Below are 22,959 nucleotides of genomic sequence, written 5' to 3' on the forward strand. Positions count from 1 at the left end.
TGAGGTTTTTGATTTGAAAATTATCGAGTGAATAGAACTGAACTTGTGTAAGACCCGTCCGTTTTCTTAATTTTAATTTCTGCCGAATAATTTAAAAGTCCGGCAAAGTCTCCAAGCCCAAGAGAAATTTCAAACCCACTCCTATAGTAAGAAGTCCCATTTCCAAGAGCTCCCGAAACATCGAATACAAAGTTCTGTGTCAATAGATCTCCGCCTCCTGGAGTGCTTCCAAGTTTAACTTCTAGTCTATCAATGCCGGTGGTATCAAAAAGTTGAACATTCATCACTCCACTAAAAATGGTTGTATCAGAAATATCGGGTAAACCATTCGAAGCTGTATCGTTATCTATCGGGGTAACTCGAACATCCATTGCTAAAATAGGGAATGAGCTTTGTTGAGCGTGAGCCACATTTGATGAGTGGACTAGAAACAATAGAACAAGCATCCATTGAATAATTATTTTCATAATAATTGGTATTTGGAATTATTAATTAGAATCATTCTACTTAAGCGCATAAAAATGGAAATATGAAAAATCCATGAATAATGGGTGCGAACGTACGTTGTATCTTTCAAAAAAAAGGGTGATGAGTTACCGCTAATTACGGTAACTCATCACCACTTGTAGGAAATTATCCAAATATTCCTTAGAATTGTATTCCTTTGTGTGTTAATTTTTCAATTCAACAACCTTTAGCATGTATACGCCTTTTTCTGTAGGCTACTTTGATAAGTCAGCTTCAACAATTTTTCTAGCCTCTTTCTTCTTCAATCATTTCAATAAACTGGTAAAGAAATCAATCCTGATTTCAGATTTTCAAGAGTTGTTTGAAAAAGTTCGACTTGAAAAAATTGATGCATTAATAATTAATTACCAATCACTCGGATTCGATTCAATTCCAAAAATCAAATTAGTCAAACGATCTTTTCCGGAAATCTCAATTCTTGTTATTAACTTTGATCATAGCGAATTTGAACTTACCCATTTACTTAAAGCCGGGGTAAACGCCATTTGTCCGCCAAATAGTTCAATGGAAAATATATTGTTATGGGCGTACGAACAGAAACCGTCAGAAATTCGTAGGAATTATTTAGTGACAAATAAAATTCTTAAAAGAATAAAATCAAATATCATTAGTTCATTGAGCGAACTTAGCATGATTGAAATTCAATGTATCAAAGAGTTTTGCTCCGGATTCAAGCATGATGAAATTGGTAAAAGGCATAATTTATCAAAACGCAGAATAGATAACTTATTCCACTCCATCCGTCAAAAAACCAGCTGCAATTGTCAGGTAGATTTTGTAAGGTTCGGATTGATGTTTGATTTAATTGATTGGCGTTTGTTGGTATTTGAGACTGCAGAAAAGATTAAAGGGCTTTGAGGTTTCATATGTAATGAGTTATGTATCCGTTCGCTCCGCCGGATGCCTGCTGCTAAGAATCTTCAAGTATCCTTTGACCCGCTCGGGGAATGTTGAGGGCAGATTTTTGCGATGGCACATTCTGCCAGGTCTTTTTTAAAAGTAATGTTGTCGAAGTGTCGCCATTTCCGCGGCGGAATGGCCACGCGCACAGGCAAGACACAACACTCCCAAGCAATGTATGTATCAGGCATTTTCTTAAAGATAGTCTTGAGCCCTGCCAATTAATTAAGCTCTCACTTTGCCGGATTTCTATTCTCATTCTTTGCGAATTATTGAATCAAATCACAAATGTTAGGAAGGTGTATTAACAGGCCTACCATATTCCAATCTGAAATGCCTTCCACAGTGGATGAATATCACACCATTTTAGGGGAAAGGATTCTTGTAAATCATTCCAAGCCTACCACCTTCCAATTGGTTTGTTTTTAACCGGAAGCATTCCCTATTCCGCAGGAGAATTGTATATTCACATTTGAATCAAAAAAAATACCTCCGAATGAACTGGATCCTCCTGATAATTGCCGGACTGTTTGAAGTCGGGTTTGCAACCTGTCTTGGAAAAGCGAAATCCGCTGCCGGATCAGAGGCAATGTGGTGGTGGCTGGGATTCTTCCTGTGTTTGAGCACAAGCATGTATCTGCTTTACAGAGCAACTCAAACTTTACCCATTGGCACCGCTTACGCGGTATGGACAGGAATTGGAGCGGTAGGTACCGTACTGGTGGGAATTTTTCTTTTTAAAGAGCCGGCAGATTTCTGGAGAGTATTTTTTCTGTCCACTCTCATCGCATCCATACTCGGATTAAAATTTGTTTCCGCTTAAAGAAAAATCTTTCTGTTTTCCTGAAATCAAAAATTGAATACTGAATTCACAACAGGCTTAATGCTGTTGTATCATCATTCGCTGGATAAAACTATCCTGTCCATCGCTCAGATGTACCGTGTAAACTCCGGCACTCAATTCGGGAACATAAAAAGTAGAAGACGTCGTGGCGCTTACAGCAGTGGTGAAAACACAGGCCCCAAGTGCGTTGAAAATCTGCAAACAATACGTACTGTCATCATTCCCCGTGAAAGTGAGCGTAAAGGTTCCTTCATTCGGATTCGGATAAACAGTAAACAAACCTTTCGAATCCGAACTACGAAGAGCAATGGTGTTGGAATAGGTAAATGTTCCGTCAAAATCTGTTTGCTTAAGCCGGTAATAAACTAAACCTGTTTTTGCAGTACGATCAAGATAAGTGTAATCGTGAGTTTCTGAACTGTTACCTGCACCGTCAATCTTCGCGATTTCTTCGAAACTTTTTGTATCGTAACTTCTTTCCAATGTAAAATAGGAGTTGTTGATCTCAGAAGCTGTTTTCCAGTCGAGCACATTTCCTTTCCAGGTATTTTTCCCGGTGAAGCTGAGCAATTCGATCGGAAGCGGAGACGTAATTTTTGTATACCAGATCGGGGAAGTCCAGGCTACATTACCATCCGCTTGAGTGATCTCTGCATAATAGTAATACGTTCCGGTAGCGAATGAATGCGTGAACGTGAGTGAACTGGAATTTGTATTTGAAGCAAGAACCGTCGGCGTCAGATTGCTTCCGGGAACTCCATACCACAAACGAATTTGTGTCGTTGCCTCCGCGTCCGGATCAGAAGTAGTAACCGTGAAAGTAGGGTTCACTGTTTGCACCACAATACTTCCCATCGGGAGGTTTCCGTTCGCGTTAAATCCAACCTGAAAATTATAATCTTCAGTTGCATAAAAACGCATATTGAGAATTCCATCCAACATGGCCGCTTTTGTACGTGCCGGAGCGAGAATCACTGTACGCCCCTGGTTGGATTTTCCCATGGTCGCGGAATAGTGATTATCCATATCCGCAAGTGGTCCGAGGTGATACCCTTTCGCAAGCATGTCTTTGAAATAAGACACTGTATTTGAAGCTGCAGGATCTGTATAACTTGTATTCGTTGAAAATGCAGGGCCATTTTTTACGGCTACTCCTACAATCGCATTGTCGTAGGTCGCGTTGTATGGACTGTTTTTGATATTTCCAAAATCAGTAGCATTCGGATGACACAAAGTGGCGAATGCATTTGGAGTAGCCGCAACGGTATTAAATACAGTATTGTAATCTCCTTTTGCAACATAGACATTGTAATTGCCGGTATTCCAACCGAGCAATTGATTGATACCATATACATTCAAATGTCCGCCGGTTGAAATCGTTCCCCATTCCATTCCATAAAAAGCTACAAAGGAGGGATTGGAAACCATGTATGCATTCGCTTCCGCTAATCCACTGGCATATTTCGCCGGTGTCATCACCGGACCTTCGTTGTGATTGTGGTCAGAGATTCCCATGTAATCAAAATACAATGCAGTGCTCGCATCCGTAAAACAACAGGTAGGACTGTTTGCTCCATTGCAGAGATTATCGACATCGCCATCGGAATAATCAGAATGTGCGTGTAGATTACCAAAGTAGTTGTTGTAGGATGGTACTGAAACTGTCGATGCAGATGCAGTTGGCATTGGCGTGCTCAGGTAATTTGAATTGCATCCTGAACCGTTCATTTCAAAAACGGCAAAGTAATAGGTGAAGCCCGGAAGCAGACCTGTTACCGTTGTGGAATTTCCGGTGCCGAGATAAACAACATATTCACCGGGAGCAGTGGAAGAACCCAAACCATAAGCGGCATTCGCGGTATAAACAATTCCATCAACAGGCGGAGTGGTTACTGCACTAATACCTTTGCATACAAGCACACAAAAAGCACCATTACCTCTTGTCCAGCTAAGCTGTATTGAATTTGAAAGAGCGGAGGAAGTTGTAAGCCCTGAGCTTTGAACAGTCGGCTCTGAAGCCAGCACACAACCTATCGTCGTAGCTGAATTATTTGCCGGAGTAGTGAGTAGAAAATTCGTTGTACATCCGGTACCATTGAATTCAAAAACACTGAAACTATAAGATGTATTTGGATTGAGTCCGTTTACTGTGCATGATGTACCGCTTCCCATGTACACGACATATTCATTGGTCGCCATCATGGTACCGGAACCAAAAGTTGCACTCGCAATATATGCGCTTCCATCCGCAGGTGTTGTCGTAACAGCACCATTCTGATGCATGATGACTATACACTCTGTTCCATTTCCGCGCGTCCAGTTCAAAGTCATGGAATTCGCTCCTATACCTGTAACGGTTGGCGCGCTTGCTTGTCCGCTCGGCTCAGGGTTTACAGTACATGCATTGGGAATATAAATGTTATCAAAGTATCCGGCTTCCGTTCCACCTGTAGCATGATTCCACAAACATCCCAGGAACATCAGATCGGTACCTGTATAAGTACCATCAGATCCTGTTGTTGCAGCTCCCCATATCACCGTATTCGGATCTATAAAAGGTCCTGTGGTACCATTGTTTGAAACATATAAACTCCAGGAATTTCCAACCGGATTGTATGTCACTTTTATCGCGTGATATTCACTACCGAAATCCGTTGGTGGCGCAAGAATCTGAGTGATGTTTGCAAGCGGTGACATACCCGCTGCAAAACGCACCAAACGGATGTTGTCTGTTGTTCCTGAATTTCCAAGTACAACAGCATAACCACTGCCGGTAAGAAAATTTGAAGAATTGCAACCAAGCACAAATGCCACTCCATAATTGCTGGCATCAAAACCGGAAGGATCAAGACGCGATTGACGCATGTTGAACATCCAGGTCATTACACTGGTGTTGGTATTGAAAACAGTATTGTAATTGGTTGAAACATCGCGCCAGATATAATCTCGACCGGCTGTGGTAGAACCTAAAGACAAATATGTGTTTGCTGCAATTGCGGCACCCGTCGTTGCCACAGTTTCCGTTTCACCCCAGCCATTGCCAACTGTGGTACTGGTCGTCCTGTTGAAGTCGTCCAAAAGCACGGTTTGTCCCAACACCGATTCAAGCCCAAAAAGGCAAAGTGTTAAAATGAGTCCCGCTAAATAGTTAATCCTTCTCATCCGTTTTTATAATACCCTTCTTATACCCTGAAACCGGGTATACAGGAATGCTAAAAATCTGCGTAAATATAGTTCATTGAGGACTTTATATGCTGTATTTTATGTGAAGGTATGTCTGGGAATGGTAAAAAAACCAAGGATTGGGTCCTGTATTTCAATAAAAACGCCTTGATTCCTTTAATTTCTTTCGTCTATATTTCTGAATTACAATAGATTAAGTTGAAGCCACAACGATGTGGTCCTGTCATGTTAAGTGATAATTAAATTTAGTATTTTCTGGTAAATGACAATTATTATGGCCCTTTCACAAGGCTTTTGAGTGTATAATTTGGGTTTTGATGCTGGATTTTTGATTGTGGATTATGTCTGGATCTGTTTCATATTAATGAGAATTTGGCCTAAAAATGGCGATGAGGTTTCCCCATAACCGGGTCTCAAACTGCTTGAATTCCTTTTCGTATCTTTGAAAATAATTGAGAAAATAAGAATACCTCCAAAATTGGATTTTGGCAAAAAAACAACTGAACGATTAGTATTGAGGTGCTTTAGCATTGGTTCAGTTTCATCCATTATTTGAACAATTTTCTCTGCTTATCTGATCTAAAGTGACTTTCTCTGATTTTGGTTTATGTGATTCTTTGTTGGACGGATTGGACTCCATGGGATTTTCAAAACCCACTCCTATCCAGGAACAAGTATTACCCGTTATCCTGCAAGGCAAGGATGTAATAGCCTGCGCGCAAACAGGAACCGGTAAAACGGCAGCTTACTTACTTCCGCTCCTTCACAAAATTTCTCAAAATTCTATCGCGCATACTTCCGCATTGATCATTTCTCCAACCCGAGAGCTGGCCTTGCAAATCGACAATGCCTTTCAGGGCTTCGCATATTTTACACATGCCAGTTCGATCGCTGTCTATGGAGGGAGCGACGGGATGACTTTCGATCGTGAAAGAAAAGCACTTACAGAAGGGGCGTCTGTCATCATCGCAACTCCCGGTCGTTTGATGAGCCACCTCAATCTTGGCTATGTAAAATTCGATCAGCTCGACTGTCTGGTACTCGATGAAGCTGACAAGATGCTCGACATGGGTTTTTATGATGACATTTTGAAAATCATCCGTCATATTCCGGCCAAAAGACAAAATCTCTTTTTCAGCGCTACCATGCCGCCAAAGATGCGTGAACTGGCGAAAAGAATTTTACACGATCCATTCGAAATAAATATCGCGATCAGTAAACCGGCCGCGGGAATTTTACAGGGCGCGTATCTTACACACGACAGTCAGAAAACACCACTGCTGCTGAAAATTCTTTCTGAAAAAAATCTTCCCAGCGTTCTCATTTTTGCCTCTACAAAATCAGGTGTTAAAGCGTTGGAAAGAGAATTACAACAGAAAAAACTTCCTGCAAAAGCGATTCACAGCGACCTGACGCAGGATGAAAGAGAAAATGTATTGCTTGGTTTCCGAAGCCGCAATACAAAAATTCTTGTCGCTACAGATATCTTGTCCCGTGGTATTGATATCGACAATATCGGGCTCGTATTAAATTATGATGTTCCCGGAGATGCTGAAGATTATGTCCACCGTGTTGGGAGAACAGCCCGGGCAGAATCTACAGGCGAAGCAATCACTTTTATCAATGAAAGAGATCAACGTAAATTCGCTTTGATCGAAGAACTTATCGAAAAAGAAGTTCCAAAGTACCCCATGCCTGAAGAACTTGGACCGGCACCCGAATGGAATCCATCCATGAGACACAAATCTTTTCATCGTCCAACTGGTGGAGGCAAAAGCGGCTTCGGTGGCAAAAGCAAAAAAAACTTCAGACATAAAAGAAAGCCCTCGGCAAAATAATTCCGAAGCTTTTTCTTTTTAGCCACACAAAATTTTTTCGTGTTTTTTTTCGACTCCGTGTGGAATGTGAATTTCATTGCATCTAGTCTGAAAATTCACACCATGAAAAACTTCCAGATTCTTCGCATTGCCCTCATCCTGATCTTACTCAGCACCAGAACATTTGCCGACAACATTAAAACAACAAAAGCATCCGTTGACAGAGCCACTGTTTATTTAAGCGGAGCGCAACTCACCTGTTCCTCCGATTTTTCAGCTTTACCAGGGATCAATCAGTTTGTTTTTGAAGGCGTTTCCCCTTTTCTCGATCAGAAATCACTTCAGGCGTCCGCAAAAGGAAACATTGTAATCATGGATGTAAAATTTGAAACAAAATATAATGAAGCGAAGAAGGTCGAGACCATCAAACCTTATGATAAAGCGTTAAAAGTAGCGAATGACTCTCTTGTTCTTTTGAATTTTGAAATTGATGAAATGAATGAACAATTGCAGGGTCTGGTAACTGAGAAAAATATTCTCCTGAATAATCGCCTGATCAAAGGAGAGTCATTACGCGACACACTCGATATGTTTAAAGACGGAATCAATTTTCTTCGTCAGCGACTCATCAACATCAGTTCTGAAAGTACCACTCTTCGAAAAAAATTGTATTACAAAAATGCAACAAAAGAAATGCTTGAGAACAGGATCGCTGAACTGAACAAAATCAATATCAGTGGCGAACCGGTTGCTCAGGAAGCAACACAAACTATCGTTGTTACCGCATACAGCGAGGTTCCTGCTACAGCGAATGTCTCCGTTTCTTTTTTCGTTCAACAAGCTGCATGGTTACCATCGTATGATTTGCGTGCAAACACAAATGGAACAATTGATTTGTCATACAAGGCTGAACTCAGACAGCAAACAGGGATGGATTGGAAAAATGTTTCACTTACGCTCAGCACCGGAAATCCTTCTCAAAGTACCGTCAAACCGGAACTGACTCCATTTTATCTGAGCTTTGTCCAAAACATCAGGAACAAATATCCAAAAGCAGCACGTGAAGAAACACAAGCTGGCGCTGCACTTTTATCAAAAGATGAATCAAAAGCCCTGCTTGATGCAGTCTCTGATGCTCCAACCCTGGCCGACTTCACAACGGAAAACGAAAAAATGATCCAGACGGAATATGACATCAAACTAAAATATTCTATTCCAAATGATCCAAACATTCATGTGGTGGCCATCCAAAACAAATCGCTGAAATCAAAATACAAATATTCCGCTGTCCCAAAACTCGATCTGAATCCCTACCTCCTTGCAGACCTGAACAATTGGAACGAAATGAATCTTCTCCCGGGAAATTCAAGGATTTATTTTGATGGAAATTATCTCGGCACTTCTGTATTGAATCCAGAAGCTTCTGTCGATACATTGACACTTAGCCTAGGAAGAGATCGCGGAATTCTTCTCAGTCGTAAAAAATTAAAAGACAAAACAAAAGAACGTGTAATTATTGATGAAAAATCCATTGCCGTAACTTATGAAATTGTTGTCCGCAACACAAAATCGTTCCCGGTAAAACTGGATATCACCGATCAGATTCCAGTCAGTTCAGATCCTGATATTAAAATCGCCTTACTGGACGGAGACGGCTCAGAATTAAATTCAGAAACCGGAATCATGACCTGGGATATATCACTAAAAGCAAATGAAAGTAAAAAACTAAAGTTTTCTTACGAAGTAAAGATCCCGAAAAACAAAAGCCTCGCCGGTTTATAATTCCAGGAAACGACCCGTTGCATACGGGTCGTTTCATTTTAGAATTATTTAAGGGCAGTACTAAAAAATATTCAAGCTGAGTTCCTATATTGTTGGACTATTTTTCCGATGCAAAAGAAAATTATCAATATAGTCCTTGGAGTCCTTATCCTTTCAAAGCTTGCTCTTTCGTTTATACAACAAGCCCGGATCAGCCTTGATGGTGATCTGGCAAGCATAGTAGTACCATCTGAAAGCTATAAAAAAGTAATGAAAGACCCTCTGGGGTTGAATGTACTGCTGCACAATGAAAAATATGCCGCACCCAACCGCTCTTTCGCTCACTGGACGATGTACGGCTATTTCAGGAGTGTTCCATTTTTTATGCAAAATTTCACAAATAAAATTGATAGCATTTACGCATCAGTTGCCTTTGCCAAAATGCTGATGGAAGCCTTTATAATTTATCTGTTGGCTTCCATTGCAGGAAATACACGAAAATTTTACACCCGATCATTTTTATTTCCGGCCATATTTATTGCAATACTTTTTCAAACATCCGAATTCAATCAGTATATTGGAATTATTGACAGGTCCATCACCTACGCATTTTTTTATGCTCTGCCATTATCTGTACTCTTGTACTTTTTTCATTCCATATATTTTATAGAGAAGTCCGGAGGATGGGAAAATGCAAGTCCTTTCAGGAAAATCGTTCTTTTCATTCTCCCTGTGTATATCACATTGAGTGGCCCTTTAAATACAGGCGTTTCTGTCATTGCTTGTCCACTTTTCATTCTGCAATTGGTTTATATCAACCGGAGATCCATCACCGGTGAAAATGTCAATGAAAAGTTTAAATCGTTATTGAAGATCATTCCAAAATCCGTTCAAATTCTTTTCCCGGTTTTGTTTCTGCTTAGCTTGTACTCGTTATACATTGGCAGAAATAATTCCGAAAATTTTAATGCACTACTTACTGTGACAGAAAGGTATAACAGAATGGCAGGTGTTCTCCCGGAATTTTTTACGGGAAATCCCGCATTACCGGCATTGATCCTTTTCATCTTACTGAATTTCTTCCTGTTTCGATATGCAACTGTATCACCGGACCAATCCCGGATTTTTCGAACTGGGAAATTCGTTCTTTTATTTTCCCTGATTTATCTTTTCCTTCTTCCGCTGGGAGGATACCGGATTTATCGGCCTACAATACTTCGCGTCGATACTTTTGTTCCTGTGCTCATTTGTCTGCTGTATCTTGCAGGGGCTTCTTCATTTATATTGTATCAGCACCTCCGGTCAACCGGACAAAATATTTTTTTATCATGGTTAATTATTTTCTCTGCTTATTTCATCGTGTCCGACACTTCCCTTTACAAGGACAATAAATATGAACGTTTGCGTTTACGTGACCTTTCTGTTTCCACTGAAAAAATGACAGAATTACAAAATGATTGTACAGTAATGGCCTGGGTACGCATGACCAATTATCGTGAATCGGAACTCAACTGCAAATTGCTTCGGTATTGGGGAGTTATCGATAAACCTGAATATTATTTTCAAAAATAATTATTTGCAAACCTGAGTCCTTCTGTTTTTCTGCTTTTGATAAGTATTTCAAAAGGGAATATTTTCACCGCATGAAGCAGGCATCGGTTGTTCGGCTATCTTTGCGCCTCAGTAAAACATGAAAACCGCCGCCTCAGTATTAAAATCATTTTTTGGATTTTCAAATTTCCGTTTGAATCAGGAAGCGATTATCCATTCCGTGATGCAAAAACACGATGTGTTGGCATTGATGCCCACAGGCGGAGGGAAATCGGTGTGTTTCCAGGTTCCGGCATTAATGATGGATGGAGTGACTGTTGTTATTTCACCTCTCATCGCGTTGATGAAAGACCAGGTTGACGCCTTACGACTCAACGGTATTGAAGCTGCTTTTTTCAATTCCACACAATCTTCCGGAGAACAGGATGAAATATTAAACTCACTGAATTCAGGAAAACTGAAACTCATCTATCTTGCTCCGGAACGTATTGCTTCTTTTTTGCCAATACTGGAACGAATTCCGGTTTCACTTTTCGCCATTGATGAAGCGCATTGCATTTCACATTGGGGTCATGATTTTCGCCCGGATTACCTGACACTTTCCAAAATAAAAGAACGATTTCCAAACGTTCCTATAATTGCACTCACTGCAACTGCCGATGTACTCACGCGCAATGATATCGTCGAAAAACTTCAGCTTCACAAACCGGATATTTTTATTTCGAGTTTTAATCGTGCAAATATCAGATACACCGTTGAAAAGAAACGGAATCATGTAGCAAGAATCATTGAGTTTTTAAATGAACACCGTGAGGATTCAGGTATTATTTATTGTTTGTCCAGAAAAAACACCGAAGATCTTGCTGATCAACTCCAGGAGGAGGGTTTTGCTGCCACCGCTTATCATGCAGGACTGGATAACGAAACGAGAAAGAACAGACAGGAACAATTCAAGCGCGATGAAATCAGAATCATGGTGGCAACAATTGCTTTTGGAATGGGAATCGACAAATCCAATGTGCGTTATATCCTACACGTAAATTTACCAAAGAACATCGAAAGCTATTACCAGGAAACCGGTCGCGCAGGTCGTGATGGATTACCGAGCGAAGCAATCCTTTTTTACAGTGCAGGCGATGTCATCACACTAAAGAGTTTCGCGACTATTGAAGGGAACGCTGAACAAAGTAAAATCATGATTCGCAAGTTGGAGAAAATGGCCGACTATGCGGAATCGAGAAGATGCAGACGCGAAACCATCCTGAATTATTTTGATGAACCTTTCAAAGGACCTTGCGGAAACTGTGATGTTTGTCTTAGATCCAACGCTGTTGAGCTCTTTGACGGAACCATCATCGCGCAAAAAGCATTGTCAGCAGTTTCACGTCTGAAAGAACGCTTTGGCATAGGCTATGTAATCGATTTTCTGAAAGGCTCTCAATCGGAAAAAATATGGGAGGAACATCGTTATCTACCAACCTTTGGTAAGGGAAATGAATTTACACGTGATCAATGGAGGGCATATATCAAAGACCTGTTGGAACAAGGATACCTTCGTCAAAGTAACAATGAATTCTCTGTGCTTCAACTCACGGAATTTGCTCATGAAGTTTTATTTGAAGGAAAAAAAGTAATGCTTCATGTATTCAAATCCGACAAAGAAGAAAAAGCATCCCGTCAGGAAAGCAGACCTGTGAATTCTCTTCCTGAAAACATGGAAAAGCCATTAATGGAAGAGTTGAGACAACTTCGTCTGCGAATCGCTACCGATGAAAATGTTCCTCCTTACATTATCTTCAACGACAGTACACTGGTAGAATTGGCAACGTATCTACCATTACACAAAGATCAATTGCCCGGCATTACCGGATTCGGGCAGGTGAAAATTATGAAATACGGAAAATCGTTTCTGGATAAAATCAAAGACTATTGTTTCCGAAATAATCTGGAATCCAGAATGAGTGAAAAGCAAGTCCAATGGAAACCGGCAAAAGAAAAAACATCAAAAACTACTGACACAAAAAGAGCAAGTCTTGAACTCTATCAACAGGGATTGAATATCGATCAAATCGCGAGCAAGAGAAATCTGTCCAATGGAACAATTATCGGACATCTCACGCATTTTATCCTTACCGGAGAAATCAATGTTTTAAAATTTGTATCCAAAGAAAAAATTCCTCCGATTCTGAAAGCCATTGATGAATATGGCGATTCTCAGCTTACTATTTTGAAAAATGCACTTGGCGATTCCTTTTCATTCACAGAAATCCGGGCGGTCATCAACTACAGAAAGAGAAAATAAATATTTGCCTTCTGAAATTATGGTTTAAAGAATTCCGCTATTCTTCATCCAATACTTTTCATCATTTCTTCCAGAAATTTTTCAGCACGCTTATCTGTTTTTTCCTTTTCGATTGCGGCCCCGTTTTCATCAAAATTTTTACCTGCCAGAGGCACAGGAAAAGTTGCCGGAATTAACAGAGCGCGCACTTTCAGGAAAACAGATTGCAACATCAGGAGCGCATGCATGCCTCCGAAATTACCATCAGAGACGGAAACAAGACCAATGGGTTTTCGGTACCATTCTTCATACAACAGATCAATCGCGTTTTTAATACTGGCCGGATAACCACTGTTGTATTCAGGACTGACGATAATCACTCCATCTGCCTTTTTTATTCCTTCAGCAAATTGAAGGATTTGGGGAGACGGATTGGAGAGATATTTTAGTCGCTCCTCTGATAAAGAAATATTCAGCTCCTTCAAATCAAGCATGATTACGTCCGCTAATTGTTTTTCCCGAATATATTTTTCAAAATAAACAGCGACACGATGACTCAAACGTCCGGTACGAATGCTGCCAGACACAATTGCGATTGTTTTCATAAGTACAATTTTAAAACTCTGTGAAAGAAATACCAATAGAACAATTGAAACCTCGCTCAATCAATTACTGCGCTTTTTCAAAAAAATAATCCTTTTCTCCGAGCAAAGGATGTTTTCCACGAAGTCCGGCCGAATCAATTTTCAATCTGTGATTTCGAAAAAACACTTCGAGAATAGTAGGATTAAATGTAAAAGTAAACTCATTCTCCTCCTTCCCGACAAGAGGGAAGCGAAATACTTTCTCACTGCTGAACTCCATCATCATTAACAAACTATCATAAGCACCGGCCTGAAAGCGCAAAATACCATCGTGATCTGATTGCTGTTCTTCTTCTCGTTCCTTTCCGCTGACAAAGCCGTGTACATATTTTTTAAAGAACGGATTTGGATCGTCGATAATGATGCTCAATACGTCGCTTTTTACCTTGCGACTATTTTTCAGGACAAACCCATCCGGAGTCGGACCCTCGCTTTTCAACACTATAAAGGAATCCTGAACACTCCAGGAACTTTTCCCGCTTCTGTCAAGAGCTCCGTAGCTGTAAAAAAAGTCGAAACTGGAATCCGTGTTTAATCGAAATCCGGAGGCGGTTTCCATAACACCGGTTAGATAATATTCTCCGGTATATGAACCGGACTGCGCGAAGGAATGACTCAAAATAAAAAATGGAATTATCCAGATATTACTTTTAAAATTCATTTCATGAAAAATCAGTATTTCAGAAGACTCCTGTGTACAAAACGACCAGTGGAAGTATTCTCAATGTGGAGAAAATAATTCCCCGGAGCTATTTCGTGTACATCAATTTCACTGGTCAATGCCGATGTTTGAACCGGAGTAATCAACTCTCTGCCAATAAAGTCAAACAAACGAATCCTGTAAACGCCTGCTCCGTCAAAGAATCGTATGTGTATTAAATCCTGAACCGGGTTGGGATACAACTCCACATGTAAGGGGTCGATCTCGTCTACTACGGTAAACACAGAGTCATTTGCAAAAATCGGAACAGTTACGGTGCTATGACCGACTGCATCTGTTGTATAAGTTAAATGCCCCCGGATTGAATTTGTTGTTGTGGGCTGACAGGCAATATCAATCCCCAGAGCATCGCCCGGAGCAATAGACGTGTTTGTTCCGCCGGATAGAAAACTCAGTTCGGCAGGAAGATCCAAAGCAAAATTATTGAAGCTTATATCTGTGTTGCCATTATTTACGATGACATAATGAAAAATGGTAGGACTTCCTGCCGGAATATAACCGAATAAAATTGTGTCTTCCGGAAGATCTATGGTTTTCACAACCGGTGCAACAGAGTTAGAAGACAGGGAAGTAATTCTGTCAATGAATTGTGGATAATCTACAAAAGGATTTCTGTTGTGTTGCCAGACCTGAATATCGTTGTTTCTTTTTTTCTCCACCTGATCAGGCGGGAAATTGTGATGCCATGTTCGCAGTACATTCTCCTGGCTGGTAAAAAAGTTGCTGTAATTTTGATAACGAAGGAGAAAATAAATCATCGCACGTGCGGTAATACCTTTTTGTACATCTCTTGGTTCGAATAATGAATTATCACTTTTTGAACCTCCAACTGACCAGCTGGGGTTGTTCACCACACCAAAAGGGTTATTTCCTCTCTCGCCATTTGAATTGTCATCCGTTGGAAACAAATGGTGTAAATCTGAAACCATCGGGTCATTGCTGCTGAACAATGATTGTGGCCAGGTATGCTCAGTATTAAAATTGAAACGTGTCTGACAATCATTCCTGTCAGTATAACCAACTGCAAGCTGGCCAGTGTAAATGCTTTCAAGTGTATTCTGTGAAGCTCCTTGTCCATTCACGGCCTGGTTATCAATAAGCATGAACATTTTGTCTCTCGCGGTATTATATCCCAGTGCAACGTATCCAATTCCGGTCAGGGTATGAATTGCCGATTTCAGACTTTGCTCTTCCTGATTCTCCGTCGAACTATAATAAGTATTGGAATAACTTCCTTGTCCGATGAGATCAACAGATACATCTCCGCGCAGACCATCATTTTGAATAACCAATTCAGAATTATGAAAAATATTGTGTATCGGCGAGAACTTTATCCAGATGATAGTAGAAGAATTCGCGGCAATGGAGAAAATGTTTGAACGGGATGAAAACGCGGGAGCTCCATACGTTGTATAAAAACGCAATCCGGTAACAATTACTCTTCTGTTCAGAAGATTCTGAATTGTCAGGGGCAGACTATCCGGCGCATTTTCATACGCTGTACCAAAATTTAATTGAGTTGTGTTTACTGATAATGCCTGGGCAAATGTTGCTGAGGGATTAAGAAGCAATACGCATACAACTATTGATGCAATAAATTTCATGGAATAGGATTCAGTGTTCGTTTTCGTAAGAGAAACGAAGATGGTAAAATTCAGATAAATAGTCTTATTACGTAAAAGCCGTAAATTTTAGGCTTCTGATTCGTGGATGTCAATTTTTTCAATCACATCACCCTGACGAATCTGATCGATCACATCCAGTCCTTCCACAACTTTTCCGAAGCAGGTATGGTTACGATCAAGATGCGCAGTATTCGCGCGGCTGTGACAGATAAAAAACTGCGAACCTCCTGTATCACGACCTGCATGTGCCATGGAAAGTACACCGCGATCATGATATTGGTTGCCGCCATCCAATTCGCATTTTATTTTATAACCAGGTCCGCCATTTCCGATACCATTGGGGCATCCACCCTGAATAACAAAATTTGGGATCACACGGTGGAATGTAAGACCGTTGTAAAAGCCTTTTTGTGCAAGGTCACAGAAGTTTTTTACAGTATTGGGCGCGTCCTTTTCATAAAACTCAACCTTCATGGTTCCTTTGGCAGTCTGGATAGTAGCAGATTTCATAGATTTCCTTCTTATTCTGATTAAGATGGCAAAAATACGAATTGCTTCTCAAATACATTCCGATTTTAATCGAATCTCAGAAATCAGGCAGGAAATAAGGAATTTAACTTATAAAAAATCTGTCAACCGGTATGTCGTAAAGCCGGTTAAACAGGATCACTAAAAATCCTGCTGTCATCAATGTCAGACAGCCTGCATTGCCTGATTGGCTCTGTGCCTGGTCAAAGAGAAACCATAAGCGCTAATCAGATAACTCAACATATTTATAAATGTATATACAATCCAGATCTTTTTCCGGTATTCTGATTCAAGAAAACTACTGAGAAAAAAAGTACAAAAGCAGCATAAAAATATGCTGACTACAAACCAGAATTTAGGTGCGCGAATCATATCTTCTCTTTCCTGGGTAAAGAGCAGCAATGTGTAGGCAGATAAAAAGGCGAAAATCACCTGATAACCTGCTGCAAAACCCCCACTCAATTTTCCGACTACGGTGACATCACTGAGAATTTCTACATGAAAAAATAACCAAAGTGGCACAAGTCCCCACAAAAACCAATAACACATTTTCTTTATCCATGGCTTGGGAGCAATGAGATAAAAATAAACTATTAGAAAAAAGGGCTCAAGCAAGGAATATGAATTAAAGATGATCCAGGCAGTCTGCCGGTGAGTATCTTTCAATGTCATTACAGAAAAATCAATCAGAAATCCTGCAAACAAATAGATGAGGATCAATCGGTCTCCTTTATCTGTATACTTGAAAAGTAAAACTCCCATAAGTACAGGAAGTAATGTAAGGTAAGTAGATATTGTAGATAATAATGTTCGGAGTTCCTGGTCAATCATATTTCCATTACAATTTAATGAAGATAAACAAACCTGATTGAATAAACCAAAATTCTAATTTTGATTTTCCTGTATTTACCAGGTATTCACGAAGATTTAAAATAATTATTCTTTGCTTGGCGGCCATTCATTTTCATAAAAAACAGCTTCCTTGCCTTGATTGTTCAACAGAATATTTTCTCCATTTTTATCTACTCCAATAAGAATTATTCTAATCTTGTTTGATTTTCGCTCAGGTTCATAACCAAAGAAAAAACGTAAACCAACACAGTTATTCTGATTAAGAATTTCATTAATTTCTTTTCCAAGAAAGAATCCGCAATGACTTTCGTTTGTGGGAGATCCCGATGCAACAAAATAATTCGAAAAAATCTGGCAGGCGGTGTCGAGATCTTTGCCGGAAATTACTGAATTCATTGGTCCTTCGGGCTTTGGCATATTGCTCAGGAAGCTGGAAATTCCCTCGAGAGTCGCCGTTGAATCCGGAAACAGGAATGGACTCGAGGAATGATGGTAGGAGTATTCATCAATGATGGTACAAGGCACCGAGTCGGGGGAAGAAATCGAGTCATACAAATAGGCAAGAAAGAATTCCTTTTTAAATGTGGTACTGTAACAACCGTTATAAAATAACCACCCTTTGTAATTTTCAGGAGAATGTGGAGGTGTTTTCAGATTGGAACCATTAATATATCCTCCTAAACCATTGTTTTTTGCGTCATCATTAAATGTTTCAATGAAATTACGAATCAAAATACACACACTGTCATAACAAATCCGATGATGAATACCCAAGGAGTCAGAACTGTAAGTCTTACAATCACCCAAGGATGGTGCATCAGCTAAAAGTGAAGACAAAGCATTGCTGTCTGGAATCGGAAATGCATTTTCAGCACATCCTGAATTGATTTGGAACAAATGAAAAATCAAAATAACCAGGCTACCGGATAGTATTTTTTTCATACATATTTTTTTCAAACAGGAATCCTGATCATACATAGTGGATCCTCAGCCAAATTTAGATACGAAAAGATACACGCACAAGCGAGATACTGAATTCGGCGGTTATGAAAAGAATTCGGTTGATTTCGGGAGAATTCGGTAAACTACTTGATTCGTTTCAGTGCGGCAAGGAATTCATCCTTCCTTCTTCTGGAAACTTCAACGATAGTACCGTCCGACATGTGCACCTGTCCGCCTTCTCCTCGTACATATTCCCGGATGTACTTAAGATTGATCAAATGAGAATTATGAATCCTGCAGAAATCATAGGTCAACAGGAGTTCTTCACACTCCTTGATTGTTCGTGCAACCACTAATTGAGTCGAGTTTGAGAAATAAAAAGTAGTATAGGTATTATCGGATTCACAGCGTACAATATCATTTACTTTCGCGAAAACAAGGCCTGTCATAACCGGTAATGCAATTTTTATATCGGCTGAAGTCTGCGCGTTGATATTTTGTAACAATTGTGAAATATTATACATCGGATGTTTCATTGCAAAACGCTCTTCAAATTTTTTAAGCGCGAGAGCAACATCATCGGGGCCGAAGGGTTTCAACAAATAATCAACAGCTGCAACTTTAAAAGCGCGCACAGCAAAGTCGTCGTAAGAAGTTGTGAAGATGATCTCAAAATCGAAATCGTTCAGTTCTTTCAACATTTCAAACCCGTTGGATGGTGGCATCATCACATCCAGAAAAACCAGGTCCGGCTTGTTTTTGGAAAGAAAGTCCACGCCTTCTTCTACCGATGAACATACCTTACTTAATTTGTATTTAGGAAAGTTGTCGGCAAGGATACGCGAAAGCGTTTCCTGTTGTGGCACTTCATCATCGACAATTACAAACTGATACATATCTTTAATCGGATTCAAGGGGAAGTATTAATTCTACATGTTTACCCTGGTACTCTCCTTTGGCAGAACGCAGATCCTTGACGATCAATTCTGCTTTATTCACTTCTCCGGTGTTGAGTAAATTTAGCCGGTCACGAGTAAGGGCCATACCCAGGGATTTCTTTTTTGCTCGGGCGGGATCTTCTTTCATTTCAACATTGCCTTCTATTCCGTTGTCTTCAACAACAATATGAAGATGATTTTCCTTCTTTTTCACATGAATTGAAATCAAACCCCTTTCAGGTTTTTTGTTTAATCCATGCCAAATTGAGTTTTCTACAAATGGTTGAAGAATCAATGGCGGGATATAAATTTCTTCAGTATTCAATCCATCCTGAATCTCTATGTTGTAATCAAAACCCTTTGCAATTCGCAATTGCTCCAGTTGCATATACAACTCCAGTGCTTCGAGGTCATCGCTCATGGAAACTTCCCTGTGCATGGAATTTTCCAACACAAGCCGGATCAATTTGGAAAATTTCAAAAGATATTCAGAAGCTTGAGCGTCTTTTTTTTCCTGAATAAAAACATAAATAGAATTGAGTGCATTGAAAATAAAATGCGGGTTCATCTGAGCTCTCAAAGCTTTCATTTCAATTTCAGCGGCTTGCTGTTTGTATTCCGCTTCCTTCTGTCGGATTTGCGATTCCCTTCTCATCCTGTAAATAACAAACATGATAAAGGAGAAAGAAATAACAATTGGCAGAAGCGCCCAGAAGATTAAATTTTCCGGAGCAACGGCTGATTGAAGGAGGATTCCGGGACGAAATCCATGAAAATACCGCAACACCAAATCCTGGCTGAAGGAAAGTTGAAATTGCGCAGTGATATCCTCCATAAATTTCTATCAATCACGTGAAAAGCCACTCCTTTTCACTTCACCCCGAATATCGCAATATTCGAAGATAAATCCCAAATCCATCCCTATTTCTGATAAAAAAATGAAATTACCTGTATTCGATTCAGTTATGCCCCTATTAATATTTTATAAACCCGATTTAAACCCGAACAAAAAGGGTTAATAGTATTTAGGATCGAACAATTCACCGAATTCTTTCCAGAACTGCCGGATTCTCCCATAAACCGCCGAATTCAAGGTTGTGCTTGCATACCCAAGTGAATCAGTGCAGTTTTACAGTGACCTTTCGCAGTAGGTCATGTTAAGCCCCCTTTTTACTCTGAACCATTTTCAAACTCTTGCTAGTGTAAAAGAGAGAAGGGAGGAGAAATCCTCCCTTTATTTTTTTGTTTCTGATCCCATTTAATCCGGTAATGATAATTTGCTACTCTCCATAAAACCCTGAGAAATCTTAATTCTAAAACAGAGTTCGGAATAGAATTTATTTGTGCTCCTTTTCATCCATGTATTTCTGCCAGGTTTTGGTTTTGTTTATACCGTCCCCGTAAAAATGCAGAATATCATTCATGAAAGTTGGAGGTACATAGCTGGGAATTGCATCGATTACATCCATGTATTCATCCAGGACTACCAATGATGGAAGAGCAAACCCGTTACGGCTGAGCAATAATGCCAATTGATGGAATGGCGCCTGTGCGTTGCGGGAATTTCCAAGAAGTTTTCCTTTATACGGAATCGAATCGGTCATGTCCGCGTTAAAATCAACAAGATCAAATTTCTCCTTTACATAATCCGTATATAAAGAATCATTAAAGGATGTTCGCTTCATTACTTTACAGGCATTGCACCAATCCGTATTCACGTAAACAAGCGTTTTTTTCTTCCTCGGCAATTCAGCTCCAAAGGCTGATCGCGCAGATTCCCACCGCACTGAATCAGGTCTTTTTGTAAAAACAGAATCATAAAACGCTTTCTGATATTGATCCCGAAATTCATCAAGAGAGGAATTTCGGTACACGTTTTCTACAACGTAAACAAGTATCGGTTCAATTTTCTGCTGATCGAGATAACCGCTTGCCAACATATTCAGACGAAACTCGTTTTTATCTTTATCATACCCTGACAAAAACAAGGTTGTTGGGTACATTAATTTACCTTGCAACAATTGCACGGCCAGTTCGTGTGGTGTTCGGGGTTCTTTGGAAGTAGGACCATACTTTTTTCCGAGATATTCAACAGTGTCTTTTCCTTCCGCATTGAATTTTACAGGGTAAAAATAGGTGTTAATGTACTGTGCAAGACCCGGGTTTGCATAAGTGTTTTTCATCATCACCTTACACCACCCGCACCAATCGGTATAAAAGTCCATCAGTATAGGACGGGGAGCCGTTTGCATTTTTTCAAAAGCTTCATTCCATGTCATCCATTTCACCAGGCTGCCTTCCGCATCGGGTTGCTGTGCAAACAGTGAGGGGATGCGAATCAGTAGGATTATAAAAAGGGCAAAAAGCTTCTTCATTCAAATGATTTTTACTGTATAAAACATTTCGATTACGACAAAAGTACGAAGAATGTGAAATTCAATGTACGAGAATCCCTGTCGATACTGCAAACAAAGATAATTTTTCGGACAAAAAAGAGATGAAAAATTTATGATGGAAATTATGAAGTGGCTTGTAAATCTTCAAAATCTTATAAATACTCCTGATTCCGTACTTGTTAATAGAATGATTTGATTCAACAGACCTTCCGGGGTCTGTTAAATATCAGATTTCGTTAAAATTGACCTCCTCTTTGCAATTTATATAATGGCGCCGAAATGATTTGAATCCATCCTGATAAGGGTCATTGGAAGTGTATTTTATTCTATCGAGATTTATAAGAAATTAAATTCGTTTGACCATGACTACACTGCTTGCTCCTCCGAAAAATGACTTTCTTCTTCAAACCGGAATTTCAGAATTGCATAGTGATGTGATTTGTTGGCTGGATGAAGTCGAGTTTTACAAAACTGAAATTTCCTTTCTGATAAAACTGATGAACCGGCATCTTCTTCGCATCAATCAATCCGAAAAGGTAAATGCATTACTGGAATTAGAAAAGAAAGTAAAAAATTACCGCACCGTGAAACTGAGTAAAATGATGCTGGCACTTTACGATCTGGAATCACAACTTTCAAAACTTGACGAATCGCTTTTTTCTCAGGATGAACAATTGATTCGTGAAGAACACAAAAAGTTAAAAAATGACGCGGATGAAATTACTGTCAGTATCAGAAAGCTTAAACTTGAGGTCTTTGCGTTTATAGAAAAATTATTTGTCCTCGAATTAGGAACTTAAATCTCGCAACCCTTATTGAAAAACAATCCGGTCCATTGAAATAATTCAACGGACCGGATTGTTTTAATTGAACCCGTTATTTTTACTTTATTTCTGGTGAATCACTGGCGGAGCAGAGGCTACTGAATCCGCCGGAATAAAACGAATTGAACTTGTATTCACACAATGTCTGGTATCTTTGGTTGTAAATCCTTCACCAAGGAAAACGTGCCCAAGATGTCCGCCGCAATTGTTACAAAGAATTTCGGTTCTTTGTCCGTCAGCGTCAGTAATCCGTTTCACAGCTCCTTTTATTTCATCATCAAAGCTGGGCCATCCGCAATGCGAATCGAATTTATCATCCGAACGGTACAAGGGGGCATTACACCGACGACAGATATAAATTCCTTGGTCCTTTTTTTGGTAATATTCGCCGGTAAAAGGAGGATCTGTTGCTTTTCTAAGGATTACACGTTCTTCTTGCGGACTTAATTTGTTATAGGGATCCATTTTGTTTTGGCTGCATCCACTCATTGCGATCAGAAAGCAAGGAGTGAATAAGATGAATTTAATGTTTTTCATTTTTTGAATTATATCACAATAACGGAATTAAACCAGGGTTGGTTTGATGCACAGACAGATTTAACACATTTTAATCTTTGCCCAACA

General features: G+C 39.8%; 19 protein-coding genes. 7 read left to right on the plus strand and 12 right to left on the minus strand.

Translation table 11 applies throughout. The annotated features are described in order from the left end of the window. Window positions 1–20: 20 nt before the first annotated feature. Entirely contained in the window at window positions 21–467 is a 447-nt protein-coding gene (locus tag IPP86_07760) for a hypothetical protein (GenBank protein MBL0138409.1), read from the minus strand. 232 nt (window positions 468–699) lie between these two features. Here IPP86_07760 and IPP86_07765 point away from each other — a divergent pair, with 232 nt between their 5' ends. Beyond that, entirely contained in the window at window positions 700–1,386 is a 687-nt protein-coding gene (locus tag IPP86_07765) for a response regulator transcription factor (protein ID MBL0138410.1), read from the plus strand. Window positions 1,387–1,924: 538 nt separating this feature from the next. Further along, window positions 1,925–2,251: a multidrug efflux SMR transporter gene (locus tag IPP86_07770; protein ID MBL0138411.1), complete on the plus strand. Its 327-nt coding sequence runs from the start codon at window positions 1,925–1,927 to the stop codon at window positions 2,249–2,251. Between the two features lie 57 nt (window positions 2,252–2,308). Here the strand turns inward: IPP86_07770 and IPP86_07775 are convergent, their stop codons facing one another. Next, window positions 2,309–5,434 (minus strand): T9SS type A sorting domain-containing protein, encoded by a 3,126-nt coding sequence (locus IPP86_07775; GenBank protein ID MBL0138412.1) that lies wholly within the window; start codon window positions 5,432–5,434, stop codon window positions 2,309–2,311. Between the two features lie 605 nt (window positions 5,435–6,039). Between IPP86_07775 and IPP86_07780 the strand changes: the two genes are divergently transcribed. The 4 genes from IPP86_07780 (at window position 6,040) to recQ (ending at window position 12,886) form a co-directional block, all read left to right on the plus strand. After that, entirely contained in the window at window positions 6,040–7,293 is a 1,254-nt protein-coding gene (locus IPP86_07780; protein MBL0138413.1) for a DEAD/DEAH box helicase, read from the plus strand. A gap of 102 nt (window positions 7,294–7,395) precedes the next feature. Further along, on the plus strand, window positions 7,396–9,054 hold the full coding sequence (locus IPP86_07785) for a DUF4139 domain-containing protein (GenBank protein ID MBL0138414.1): 1,659 nt from the start codon (window positions 7,396–7,398) through the stop codon (window positions 9,052–9,054). A 108-nt stretch (window positions 9,055–9,162) separates the two neighbouring features. Next, the gene (locus IPP86_07790; protein MBL0138415.1) at window positions 9,163–10,605 is read left to right on the plus strand and encodes a hypothetical protein; all 1,443 of its coding nucleotides are present in this window, start codon (window positions 9,163–9,165) and stop codon (window positions 10,603–10,605) included. Between the two features lie 118 nt (window positions 10,606–10,723). Continuing rightward, window positions 10,724–12,886 (plus strand): DNA helicase RecQ, encoded by a 2,163-nt coding sequence (gene recQ / locus IPP86_07795; protein MBL0138416.1) that lies wholly within the window; start codon window positions 10,724–10,726, stop codon window positions 12,884–12,886. A 44-nt stretch (window positions 12,887–12,930) separates the two neighbouring features. Here recQ and IPP86_07800 read toward each other — a convergent pair whose 3' ends face one another. From IPP86_07800 to IPP86_07840, 9 genes are all read right to left on the minus strand, one after another. After that, entirely contained in the window at window positions 12,931–13,470 is a 540-nt protein-coding gene (locus IPP86_07800) for an NAD(P)H-dependent oxidoreductase (GenBank protein MBL0138417.1), read from the minus strand. 64 nt (window positions 13,471–13,534) lie between these two features. After that, a complete protein-coding gene (locus tag IPP86_07805) occupies window positions 13,535–14,170 on the minus strand; it encodes a hypothetical protein (GenBank protein ID MBL0138418.1) in 636 nt (211 codons plus the stop codon). 11 nt (window positions 14,171–14,181) lie between these two features. After that, complete coding sequence (locus IPP86_07810; GenBank protein MBL0138419.1) at window positions 14,182–15,834, minus strand: endonuclease; 1,653 nt, start codon at window positions 15,832–15,834, stop codon at window positions 14,182–14,184. A gap of 87 nt (window positions 15,835–15,921) precedes the next feature. Beyond that, complete coding sequence (locus IPP86_07815; protein MBL0138420.1) at window positions 15,922–16,365, minus strand: peptidylprolyl isomerase; 444 nt, start codon at window positions 16,363–16,365, stop codon at window positions 15,922–15,924. A 183-nt stretch (window positions 16,366–16,548) separates the two neighbouring features. After that, window positions 16,549–17,214 carry a hypothetical protein gene (locus IPP86_07820; GenBank protein ID MBL0138421.1) on the minus strand — a complete coding sequence of 222 codons (666 nt, stop codon included), beginning with the start codon at window positions 17,212–17,214 and terminating at the stop codon, window positions 16,549–16,551. Window positions 17,215–17,319: 105 nt separating this feature from the next. Beyond that, window positions 17,320–18,177, minus strand: a complete 858-nt coding sequence (locus IPP86_07825) for a hypothetical protein (protein MBL0138422.1) — start codon at window positions 18,175–18,177, stop codon at window positions 17,320–17,322. Window positions 18,178–18,320: 143 nt separating this feature from the next. Next, entirely contained in the window at window positions 18,321–19,073 is a 753-nt protein-coding gene (locus tag IPP86_07830) for a response regulator transcription factor (GenBank protein MBL0138423.1), read from the minus strand. 4 nt (window positions 19,074–19,077) lie between these two features. After that, complete coding sequence (locus IPP86_07835) at window positions 19,078–19,950, minus strand: histidine kinase (GenBank protein MBL0138424.1); 873 nt, start codon at window positions 19,948–19,950, stop codon at window positions 19,078–19,080. Window positions 19,951–20,452: 502 nt separating this feature from the next. Then, window positions 20,453–21,490, minus strand: coding sequence for a DUF255 domain-containing protein (locus tag IPP86_07840; protein MBL0138425.1), 1,038 nt, complete (start codon window positions 21,488–21,490; stop codon window positions 20,453–20,455). 383 nt (window positions 21,491–21,873) lie between these two features. On the opposite strand from IPP86_07840, the gene IPP86_07845 reads away from it, so the two are divergent. Beyond that, the gene (locus tag IPP86_07845; GenBank protein MBL0138426.1) at window positions 21,874–22,311 is read left to right on the plus strand and encodes a hypothetical protein; all 438 of its coding nucleotides are present in this window, start codon (window positions 21,874–21,876) and stop codon (window positions 22,309–22,311) included. 87 nt (window positions 22,312–22,398) lie between these two features. Here the strand turns inward: IPP86_07845 and IPP86_07850 are convergent, their stop codons facing one another. Beyond that, window positions 22,399–22,872 carry a methionine-R-sulfoxide reductase gene (locus IPP86_07850; GenBank protein MBL0138427.1) on the minus strand — a complete coding sequence of 158 codons (474 nt, stop codon included), beginning with the start codon at window positions 22,870–22,872 and terminating at the stop codon, window positions 22,399–22,401. Between the last annotated feature and the right edge of the window lie 87 nt (window positions 22,873–22,959).

The sequence above is a fragment of the Bacteroidota bacterium genome (assembly GCA_016720935.1).
Taxonomy (GTDB): Bacteria; Bacteroidota; Bacteroidia; order AKYH767-A; family 2013-40CM-41-45; genus JADKJP01.

Bases quoted from the DNA above. Each gene is read 5' to 3' on its own strand.
- IPP86_07760 (MBL0138409.1), bottom strand. From the start codon at position 467: ATGAAAATAATTATTCAATGGATGCTTGTTCTATTGTTTCTAGTCCAC.
- IPP86_07765 (MBL0138410.1), top strand. From the start codon at position 700: ATGTATACGCCTTTTTCTGTAGGCTACTTTGATAAGTCAGCTTCAACA.
- IPP86_07770 (MBL0138411.1), top strand. From the start codon at position 1,925: ATGAACTGGATCCTCCTGATAATTGCCGGACTGTTTGAAGTCGGGTTT.
- IPP86_07775 (MBL0138412.1), bottom strand. From the start codon at position 5,434: ATGAGAAGGATTAACTATTTAGCGGGACTCATTTTAACACTTTGCCTT.
- IPP86_07785 (MBL0138414.1), top strand. From the start codon at position 7,396: ATGAAAAACTTCCAGATTCTTCGCATTGCCCTCATCCTGATCTTACTC.
- IPP86_07790 (MBL0138415.1), top strand. From the start codon at position 9,163: ATGCAAAAGAAAATTATCAATATAGTCCTTGGAGTCCTTATCCTTTCA.
- recQ (MBL0138416.1), top strand. From the start codon at position 10,724: ATGAAAACCGCCGCCTCAGTATTAAAATCATTTTTTGGATTTTCAAAT.
- IPP86_07800 (MBL0138417.1), bottom strand. From the start codon at position 13,470: ATGAAAACAATCGCAATTGTGTCTGGCAGCATTCGTACCGGACGTTTG.
- IPP86_07805 (MBL0138418.1), bottom strand. From the start codon at position 14,170: ATGAATTTTAAAAGTAATATCTGGATAATTCCATTTTTTATTTTGAGT.
- IPP86_07810 (MBL0138419.1), bottom strand. From the start codon at position 15,834: ATGAAATTTATTGCATCAATAGTTGTATGCGTATTGCTTCTTAATCCC.
- IPP86_07815 (MBL0138420.1), bottom strand. From the start codon at position 16,365: ATGAAATCTGCTACTATCCAGACTGCCAAAGGAACCATGAAGGTTGAG.
- IPP86_07820 (MBL0138421.1), bottom strand. From the start codon at position 17,214: ATGATTGACCAGGAACTCCGAACATTATTATCTACAATATCTACTTAC.
- IPP86_07825 (MBL0138422.1), bottom strand. From the start codon at position 18,177: ATGAAAAAAATACTATCCGGTAGCCTGGTTATTTTGATTTTTCATTTG.
- IPP86_07830 (MBL0138423.1), bottom strand. From the start codon at position 19,073: ATGTATCAGTTTGTAATTGTCGATGATGAAGTGCCACAACAGGAAACG.
- IPP86_07835 (MBL0138424.1), bottom strand. From the start codon at position 19,950: ATGGAGGATATCACTGCGCAATTTCAACTTTCCTTCAGCCAGGATTTG.
- IPP86_07840 (MBL0138425.1), bottom strand. From the start codon at position 21,490: ATGAAGAAGCTTTTTGCCCTTTTTATAATCCTACTGATTCGCATCCCC.
- IPP86_07845 (MBL0138426.1), top strand. From the start codon at position 21,874: ATGACTACACTGCTTGCTCCTCCGAAAAATGACTTTCTTCTTCAAACC.
- IPP86_07850 (MBL0138427.1), bottom strand. From the start codon at position 22,872: ATGAAAAACATTAAATTCATCTTATTCACTCCTTGCTTTCTGATCGCA.